The 7,951-nt window shown below is 41.6% G+C and carries 9 protein-coding genes and 1 pseudogene; 2 read left to right on the top strand and 8 right to left on the bottom strand.

Annotation, left to right across the window (positions count from 1 at the left end; translation table 11 throughout):
- A pseudogene (locus tag ACKI5B_RS04055) lies at positions 1-208 on the bottom strand (M24 family metallopeptidase); the annotation flags it as partial.
- A gap of 211 nt (positions 209-419) precedes the next feature.
- Positions 420-1,790, bottom strand: coding sequence for an NADP-specific glutamate dehydrogenase (gdhA, locus tag ACKI5B_RS04050; RefSeq protein ID WP_407426087.1), 1,371 nt, complete (start codon positions 1,788-1,790; stop codon positions 420-422).
- 266 nt (positions 1,791-2,056) lie between these two features.
- On the opposite strand from gdhA, the gene ACKI5B_RS04045 reads away from it, so the two are divergent.
- On the top strand, positions 2,057-2,692 hold the full coding sequence (locus ACKI5B_RS04045) for an RpiB/LacA/LacB family sugar-phosphate isomerase (protein WP_407426085.1): 636 nt from the start codon (positions 2,057-2,059) through the stop codon (positions 2,690-2,692).
- Positions 2,693-2,793: 101 nt separating this feature from the next.
- Here the strand turns inward: ACKI5B_RS04045 and ACKI5B_RS04040 are convergent, their stop codons facing one another.
- The 6 genes from ACKI5B_RS04040 to cysK form a co-directional block, all read right to left on the bottom strand.
- The gene (locus tag ACKI5B_RS04040) at positions 2,794-3,153 is read right to left on the bottom strand and encodes a hypothetical protein (RefSeq protein ID WP_407426083.1); all 360 of its coding nucleotides are present in this window, start codon (positions 3,151-3,153) and stop codon (positions 2,794-2,796) included.
- Between the two features lies 1 nt (position 3,154).
- The gene (locus ACKI5B_RS04035) at positions 3,155-3,904 is read right to left on the bottom strand and encodes a TMEM165/GDT1 family protein (RefSeq protein WP_407426081.1); all 750 of its coding nucleotides are present in this window, start codon (positions 3,902-3,904) and stop codon (positions 3,155-3,157) included.
- Between the two features lie 26 nt (positions 3,905-3,930).
- Entirely contained in the window at positions 3,931-4,710 is a 780-nt protein-coding gene (rlmB, locus tag ACKI5B_RS04030) for a 23S rRNA (guanosine(2251)-2'-O)-methyltransferase RlmB (RefSeq protein WP_407426079.1), read from the bottom strand.
- 9 nt (positions 4,711-4,719) lie between these two features.
- Positions 4,720-5,220, bottom strand: a complete 501-nt coding sequence (locus ACKI5B_RS04025) for a YchJ family protein (protein ID WP_407426077.1) — start codon at positions 5,218-5,220, stop codon at positions 4,720-4,722.
- A 68-nt stretch (positions 5,221-5,288) separates the two neighbouring features.
- Complete coding sequence (locus tag ACKI5B_RS04020; RefSeq protein WP_407426075.1) at positions 5,289-5,693, bottom strand: RrF2 family transcriptional regulator; 405 nt, start codon at positions 5,691-5,693, stop codon at positions 5,289-5,291.
- Between the two features lie 140 nt (positions 5,694-5,833).
- Positions 5,834-6,766 carry a cysteine synthase A gene (gene cysK / locus ACKI5B_RS04015; protein ID WP_407426073.1) on the bottom strand — a complete coding sequence of 311 codons (933 nt, stop codon included), beginning with the start codon at positions 6,764-6,766 and terminating at the stop codon, positions 5,834-5,836.
- Between the two features lie 196 nt (positions 6,767-6,962).
- Here cysK and ACKI5B_RS04010 point away from each other — a divergent pair.
- On the top strand, positions 6,963-7,951 hold a 989-nt coding region (locus ACKI5B_RS04010; protein ID WP_407426071.1), incomplete at its 3' end, for an EAL domain-containing protein.

Below are 7,951 nucleotides of genomic sequence, written 5' to 3'. Positions count from 1 at the left end.
ACGGAACAAGTGCACATTTGCCTGTTGAAGCAATTATAAAAAGTGCATCCGTTGGATGACCTGTAAAATAGCGTACAGCCGGACTGCGTCTTTCTTCACAGTCTTCAAAGACTACGGCGGTAATATTATTTTCTGTCATGTAGGCAAGAAGTTTTTCCTTCCGTGCCTGATAAATTTTTGACAGTTCTTCTTTTGTGTAGTTTTTCATGATTGAGAAATACAGTATCACAAATAGAAATAAAAAAAAATACCCGCCCCTCCATTACGGAAGAGCGGGATTTTTAGCAGTTTACTTGCTAAATTAGACCAACGGCTCAGGCACAGCCTTCGCCGAGACTCGCCTACAAACTCGTCTCACGAGTTTGTTCGCCTGCGGCGACCGGCTCCCTACCTGTGCCATCATAATCTATTGGCTCGGATTAGACCAATCCTTGAGCCATCATTGCTCTTGCTACTTTCAAGAAGCCGTAGATGTTTGCGCCTGAAACGTAGTCTGGTGTTGCGCTTGGAGCGAACTTTTTGGCTGTTTCGTATGCGTTGTCGTGGATGTTTGTCATAATCTGCTTGAGTTTTGCATCAACTTCTTCGCGGCTCCATGAGAGTCGTTCTGAGTTCTGGCTCATTTCAAGACCAGAAACTGCTACACCACCTGCGTTAGATGCTTTTCCTGGTGCGAAGAGAACGCCCTTACTCTGGAGGAATGCGATTGCATCTGCACGAGTCGGCATGTTAGCACCTTCTGCTACGAGTTTTACGCCGTTCTTAACGAGCTTTTCTGCATCTTCCATGTAGATTTCGTCCTGAGTAGCGCATGGGAATGCACAGTCAGCTTTAACTCCCCATGGTTTTTCACCCTTGAAGAATTTTGCTTTTGGATATTTTTTAACGTAAGCGTCGATTTTCTCTTTGCGTCCGCGGAATTCCATAACGTAAGCGAGTTTTTCAGCATCAATTCCGTCTTCATCGAGGATGTATCCTGTTGAGTCAGACAATGTGATGACTTTTCCGCCGAGCTGAGTGATTTTTTCACAAGCATACTGAGCAACGTTTCCGTCACCAGAGATGATTGCTGTCTTGCCCTTGAAGTCTGTTCCTGCAGCTTTGAGCATACACTCTGCAAAGTAGATAAGACCGTAACCTGTAGCTTCCGGACGAATCAAAGAACCACCGAAGTCAAGGCCTTTACCAGTCAAAACGCCTGTGAACTGGTTTGTGATTCTCTTGTACTGACCGAACATGTAAGCAACTTCTTTTCCGCCAACGCCTTTGTCGCCGGCTGGAACGTCAGTGTCTGCTCCGATGTGGCGATAGAGCTCTGTGATGAAGCTCTGGCAGAATCTCATGATTTCGCCGTCTGATTTTCCGTGACCGTCGAAGTCAGAACCACCTTTTCCGCCGCCCATTGGCAATGTTGTGAGTGAGTTTTTGAGAACCTGTTCAAATCCCAGGAATTTAAGAACGTCAAGACCAACTTCCGGGCTGAATCGGAGGCCTCCTTTGTAAGGTCCGATTGCGCTGTTGAACTGAACGCGGAAACCGCGGTTTACGTGTGGTTTTCCCTGGTCGTCTGTCCAAGGTACACGGAACATAATGATTCGTTCTGGTTCAACAAAGCGTTCGAGAACTGCTGTGTTCTCGAGTTCAGGCATTGTGTCAACGACCGGTGAAAGAGTCTCCAAAACGAGACCTGCTGCCTGCAAAAAGTGCTCCTGATCAGCATAACGAGTTTTGAGCTCGTCCCAAACACGCTTACAGTAAGCGTTCTTAACGTTAAATTCTTTGATTGCCATTTTTTTCTCCTATTCTGGCAGGGATTTTCATTTGTTTCTTAACGAAACAAAAAAGGCGCCATAAACTAAACGCCACTGTAAATCCAAACGGATACACCAATAGCGGTTAATTTACGACGCCTTTGTCATGGCATTACTATATATAAAAACAAAAAAAGTGTCTATAGGTCAAATTTCAATAAGTATTTTATTTTTTTTCATATTTCTATTCTAATCTGTGCTCATCTGTGATAATCTGTGGATACTTTATTTTTCAGGAGACAAAAATGAAAATCGCTTTGATTAACGAAAATTCTCAGGCTGCAAAAAATGAAATTATTTTTAAGGCTCTAAAAAAAGTTGCAGATGCACACGGATTTGAAGTTGTAAACTACGGTATGTATTCTGCAGACTCACCTTCTCTTACTTATGTTCAGAACGGAATCCTGGCTGCAACACTTTTAAACTCAAAGGCTGTTGATTACGTAATCACTGGCTGCGGTACAGGCGAAGGTGCCATGCTCGCTTTGAACAGCTTCCCTGGTGTTATCTGCGGACACGTTGCAACACCTCTCGATGCATTTACATTTGCACAGATTAACGACGGAAACGCAATTTCTATTCCGTTCGCACTCGGTTTCGGCTGGGGCGGCGATTTAAACCTCGAATATATTTTTGAAAAACTTTTCTGCGAACCAAGCGGTCAGGGATACCCACGCGAAAGAGCTGAACCTGAGCAGCGCAATAAAAAAATCCTCGACGGCGTCCGAGAAATTGCTTTCAAGCCATTCACAGAAATTCTTGAAGGACTGGACAAAAATCTTGTAAAAGGAGCATTCGCCGGCGAAAAATTCAGCGAACTGTTCTTCAAAGACTGCAAAGATGCAAAAATTGCAGAAACTGTAAAAAAATTAATGGCATAATGCCGGTGCGCAAGGCTATGTAGCCCCGAAGTTGCTTCGTAAGAAGCAATGAGCGTTAGCGAAGGGCGAAACAGCCGGCCCGCCGCAAGGCGGGGTGCGCCCTACTCTTTTTCAGAATTATCTTCTTCTTTTGGTTCTTCAATCCAGGATTTGATTTTGATTTTATTGTTTCCTAAATCAGTGATTTTATAAAAGATGTCGATGCTCTGGATTTTTGTGAAACGAAGGTTTGATTCTGTCCAGTCTTCTTCGGCTTCAACAATATCATTCTGCTTATAAAAACGCCGCCAGGTTCCAAGCTGAGCTTTTATAACATCAACGGCAGTTTCATAAGACATTCCTTCTGTATTAACTTTATTTATTCTTTCAATAATTGCTGATGAATCTGATGATGGTTTTAACTTTTCAAGATCGGTTCTCGACCATGATTCTTCAGTTTTGTTAGTTGTATGATAAAACATATTATTTCTCCAGTAATCTTTTCTTCCGGTTGTGCAGTAAAATTATAACACAGATTGCCGTAAATACCACAAAAACCGAAATTAAAATTACAGGAGCATATGGAGTTTCAAAAATCATCTGTCCGAATGACGGTTCACTGACTTCCTGAGTATTTTTATTTAAGAGAAGATAAAGTGCGTTTGGAAGATTTACAAAGCCGAAGACTGCAAAAATTACAAATGCAAGCATATTAAAAAAGCTGTCCGGAGTTTTTCCATGGAGGAAATGTCCTACACAAAGACCTATTATGTCTGCAAGTAAAAGTGCTGCAGAAGAAGAAAGCCAGATAACAAGTGCATTTGCGTTTAAGCCGTTTGTTGCCCCAAAAGTGATTGCCGTAAGCTGAGTTTTATCACCGAATTCAGCAATAAAGAAAATACAGAAGACTGCAAGCGGTGCAAATTTTATTTTACTTGCACCCCCTTCTTCTTCGTCATCATCTTTTAAAAGCGATGTTATGGAAAAATAAAAAAATGCTGCACAGGCAATAAATTTTACAATCCACAGATGAGATTTAAGAAATTCGTTTAAAAGACCGCCTGCAAGAACAGCAAGTGCATTCAGTAAAAGAATTGAAAGTGTTGTTCCAATAAGAATGTCGCGTACCTTGTATTTTGAAGTCATAGCTATAAGAAGAAGCTGGGTTTTATCACCCATTTCCGCAATAAACACGGCCGCAAACACGGTAAGGAATAAAGTTAATGATGTCATTTTAGTGCCTCTAAAGAAAGCTTGCTTTACTGTAAACTTTGCCGGTATCTCTCGTATAAAAGAACGCCTGTTGCCACGCTCACGTTAAGACTGTCTATTTTGCCGCAGGTTGGAATTGAGACAATGGAATCGCACGATTCTTCTAAAAGCCGGCTGATTCCATTTCCTTCACTTCCCATTACAATACAGGTTTTTGCAGGAAAAGCTGTTTTCTGAACTGTTTCACCGCCTGCATCTGCCCCGTAAATCCAGAAGCCGGCTTCCTTAAGCTTTTGAGCTGCACGGTTTAAGTTTTTTACAACCGCACACGGAACGTAAGTGCTGGCACCTGCTGAACTTCTGGCAATAATTTCGTTATCTGCAAAATCATTCGCACTGTTTCGCTGCGGAAGAATTGCAAGATTTACACCAAACTGATCGCATGAACGCAAGATAGCGCCAACATTATGAGGATCCGTAATTGAATCGAGAATCAGAACTGTAGACTTTTCTTCAGAAAGGGCAGCAGAAGCAATCCATGAATCAAAATCTACTGCATTTTTAGCTGTCTGCTCCTGTACTTCGGCAAGCAGAACAATTCCACGATGGTCACGCAACGCTTCCGGAAGATTTTTTACAAGACTGTCCAGAGTTTTTCCGTCAGTTTGAGTACATGGAATACCAGCTTTTTTTGCTTCTTCCAGAATTTTCTTAACGCGGGGACCTGTTTTAGAATAAGAAAGAGAAAGCCCGCCAATTTTTCCACTATCTGAAGCGAGACGAACTTTCTCCTCGATGGCATGAAAGCCTGTTATTGACTGTTTCATTTGATTAGACTAGCGCCCACAGCATTTTTTGTATTTCTTGCCGCTGCCGCATGGACAAGGATCGTTACGGCCAATTTTTGCACCTTCACGAACAACTGTCATAGGTTTTACGCTTCCTACAGAATAAAGCCATTCGCCGTTAACTTTTTTGAAGTAGCCTACTTCATGATGAATATCGCGTAAACCGCCTTTGTCAGTGTAGGTAGCTTCGAATTCGACAATTCCTTCTTCGTCTCCTTCACCACCCTTTTCAGTACGGAGGATTTTAAGACCATGCCATGTTGAATTTTTAGCCCAGTCTTCAGTTGCCTTGCGGTCGATTTCTGCAATTTTTTCGCCTTCTTCACATGAGTTGATAATGAAGTCGATTTCCTGTTTTTCGTAAGAAGAATAGCGTGCACGCATTAAAGCTTCTGCAGTAGGAGCTTTTACAGTTCCTTTGATGATTGGTTCACAGCACTCGCTGTATTTTTTGCCAGAACAGCAAGGACACAAATCTTTTTCTGCCATTTTATTTTCCTTTAAAAATCCGCAGCTTGCGGAGATAATTAAGATTGTTCTGACATTATAGTGAATTGTTACTTCTTCATCAAATCCCGTACGCTCACTGAATCAAGATACCCCTCGATTAATTCGTCAAGTTTTGTCCACATTGGAATTGTACGGCAATGCTCTTTTTTAGGACATGGTTCTGCACCCTTTTCAAGGCATGCAACAGGTGCAAGCGTTCCTTCCGTAAGACGGAGAATATCACCGACTTTGTAATCTTCAGGATCCCGATTGAGTTTGTAACCACCTCCCTTTCCATGAACGCCGTCAACAAATCCGTTCTTTGAAAGCAGTGTCATGATTGACTCGATATATTTTTGTGAAATCTGCTGCCGCTCTGCGACATCTTTGAGTGGAATTCTCTCTTCTTCGCTGTGTTCAGCCAAATCAATTAAAACTCTAAGAGCATATCGCCCGCGTGTAGAAACAATCATAAAAAAAACCTCATGATATACTTGATTTATTCAACCTAGTATACCACAAGGTATTAATAAAAACAATCAAATCCTTTTATACAAAAAAGTTATCCGCAAGTTTTTGCATGTCAAAAACTTGTCAGGACATGGACGTCCAATTAGTCTGCAAACAATGGTGTAGAAAGGTAGCGGTCACCTGTGTCAGGAAGAAGAACTACGATGTTTTTACCTTTGTTCTCAGGTCGTTTTGCAACTTCGATTGCAGCCCAGAGTGCGGCACCTGAAGAAATTCCTACCAGAACACCTTCTTTTATACCAACAAGCCGTCCAGTTTTGAATGCGTCATCGTTCTCAACAGCGATGATTTCGTCATAAACTTTTGTATCCAGAACATCCGGAACAAAGCCTGCACCAATTCCCTGAATTTTGTGTGCACCTGCAACACCAGTCGAAAGGACTGCAGAAGATTTTGGCTCAACAGCAACGATTTTGACATCTTTGTTCTTTGATTTTAGGAACTGCCCTACGCCTGTTACTGTTCCGCCTGTTCCAACACCTGCAACAAAAATGTCAACTTTGCCGTCTGTGTCTTCCCAGATTTCAGGACCTGTTGTTTCCAGGTGAGCTTTCGGGTTAGCAGGGTTTACGAACTGACCTGCAATAAAGCTGTTTGGAGTAGTTGCTTTAATTTCTTCTGCTTTGGCAATTGCACCTTTCATGCCTTTTGAGCCTTCTGAAAGGACAAGCTCTGCACCGTAAGCCTTCATCAACTGACGTCGTTCTACAGACATTGTGTCAGGCATTACAATGATTACACGATATCCGCGGGCAGCAGCAACAGAAGCAAGGCCAATACCGGTATTTCCAGAGGTTGGCTCGATAATTGTTGAGCCTTCTTTCAAAATACCTTTAGCTTCGGCATCATCAAGCATTGCCTTTGCAACGCGGTCCTTAACGCTTCCTGCCGGATTGAAATATTCAAGCTTTGCAATAACTTTTGCCTGAAGATTGAATTCTTTTTCGATATTTGAAAGTTCAAGAAGCGGTGTGTGTCCAATCAGCTGGTCTGCTGAAGCATAAATTTTTGACATATGGGTCTCCTTTTAATCCACAAATCAGCACAGATTTTCACTGGTTAAAAATTGTATCTGTACTTATCTGGGATTTTCTGTAGTGTTAATTTATCATACCCTCTTTTACCTACTATGTCAATGGGTAATGATTACAAAGAAAGATTTTTTCTCTTTTAATTTGATTTTCAGACATTACTAAGTTAAAATAATCTTTATGGATGCAAATTATTATGACTTTCTGACAGATTTGCCGAACATGACTTATTTTTTTGAAATCTCTCCGGCAAGAAAAGAAGCGATTGCAAAAAATCAGGGTATCCCTACAATTCTCTTTATAACACTCCACGGCTTAAAGACATTCAACCAGAAACGCGGCTTTTCAGACGGAAATAATTTTTTACATTCCTTTGCCCAGCTTTTAGCAAAATTCTTCGATAAAGAAAACTGCTGCCGTTTAGGCGGAGGTCACTTTGCAGTTATTACCGACGGCACAAATATTGAAGACAGACTGCACACTTTAATCGAAAACTGCAAAAAACTGACTTCAGGCAATGCAATTTATCCGCATATCGGTATTTACACTTATGAAAACGAAGATGTAAATATCAACATAGCCTGTGACAGGGCTAAGCTTGCCTGCGATTCTCTTGAAGACAACCAGTTTTCAGAAATTGCCCGCTACGATCAGAAAATAAGGCACGAAGAAGAAAATCACCGCTACGTAATTGACAATCTTAGCAAAGCTATCTCTGAACGCTGGATAGATGTCTACTATCAGCCAATTGTACGCAGTGTAAACGGTAAAGTCTGTGATGAAGAAGCACTTGCCCGCTGGATTGATCCGGTAAAAGGCTTTTTATCGCCGGCAGATTTCATCCCCATTCTCGAAGAAGAAAAGCTCATTTACAAACTCGATTTATACATGGTTGAACGCGTAATCGAAAAAATGAAATATCTTGAATCAATGGGTATTCCAATGCTTTCACAGTCTATTAACCTTTCACGCTCAGATTTTGAATCCTGTGACATTGTAGAAGAAATTCGAAGCCGTGTAGATCTGGCCGGTATTTCGCGCAGTAAAATCAGTATTGAAATCACCGAAAGCACAATTGGAAGCAATTTTGACTTTATGATGAAACAGATTCTGCGGTTTAAGGACCTCGGTTTTCCAATCTGGATGGATGACTTCGGAAGCGGATATTC

The sequence above is a fragment of the Treponema sp. genome (assembly GCF_045657965.1).
GTDB lineage: Bacteria > Spirochaetota > Spirochaetia > Treponematales > Treponemataceae > Treponema_D.
This window is presented reverse-complemented; position numbering and strand designations above follow the sequence as displayed.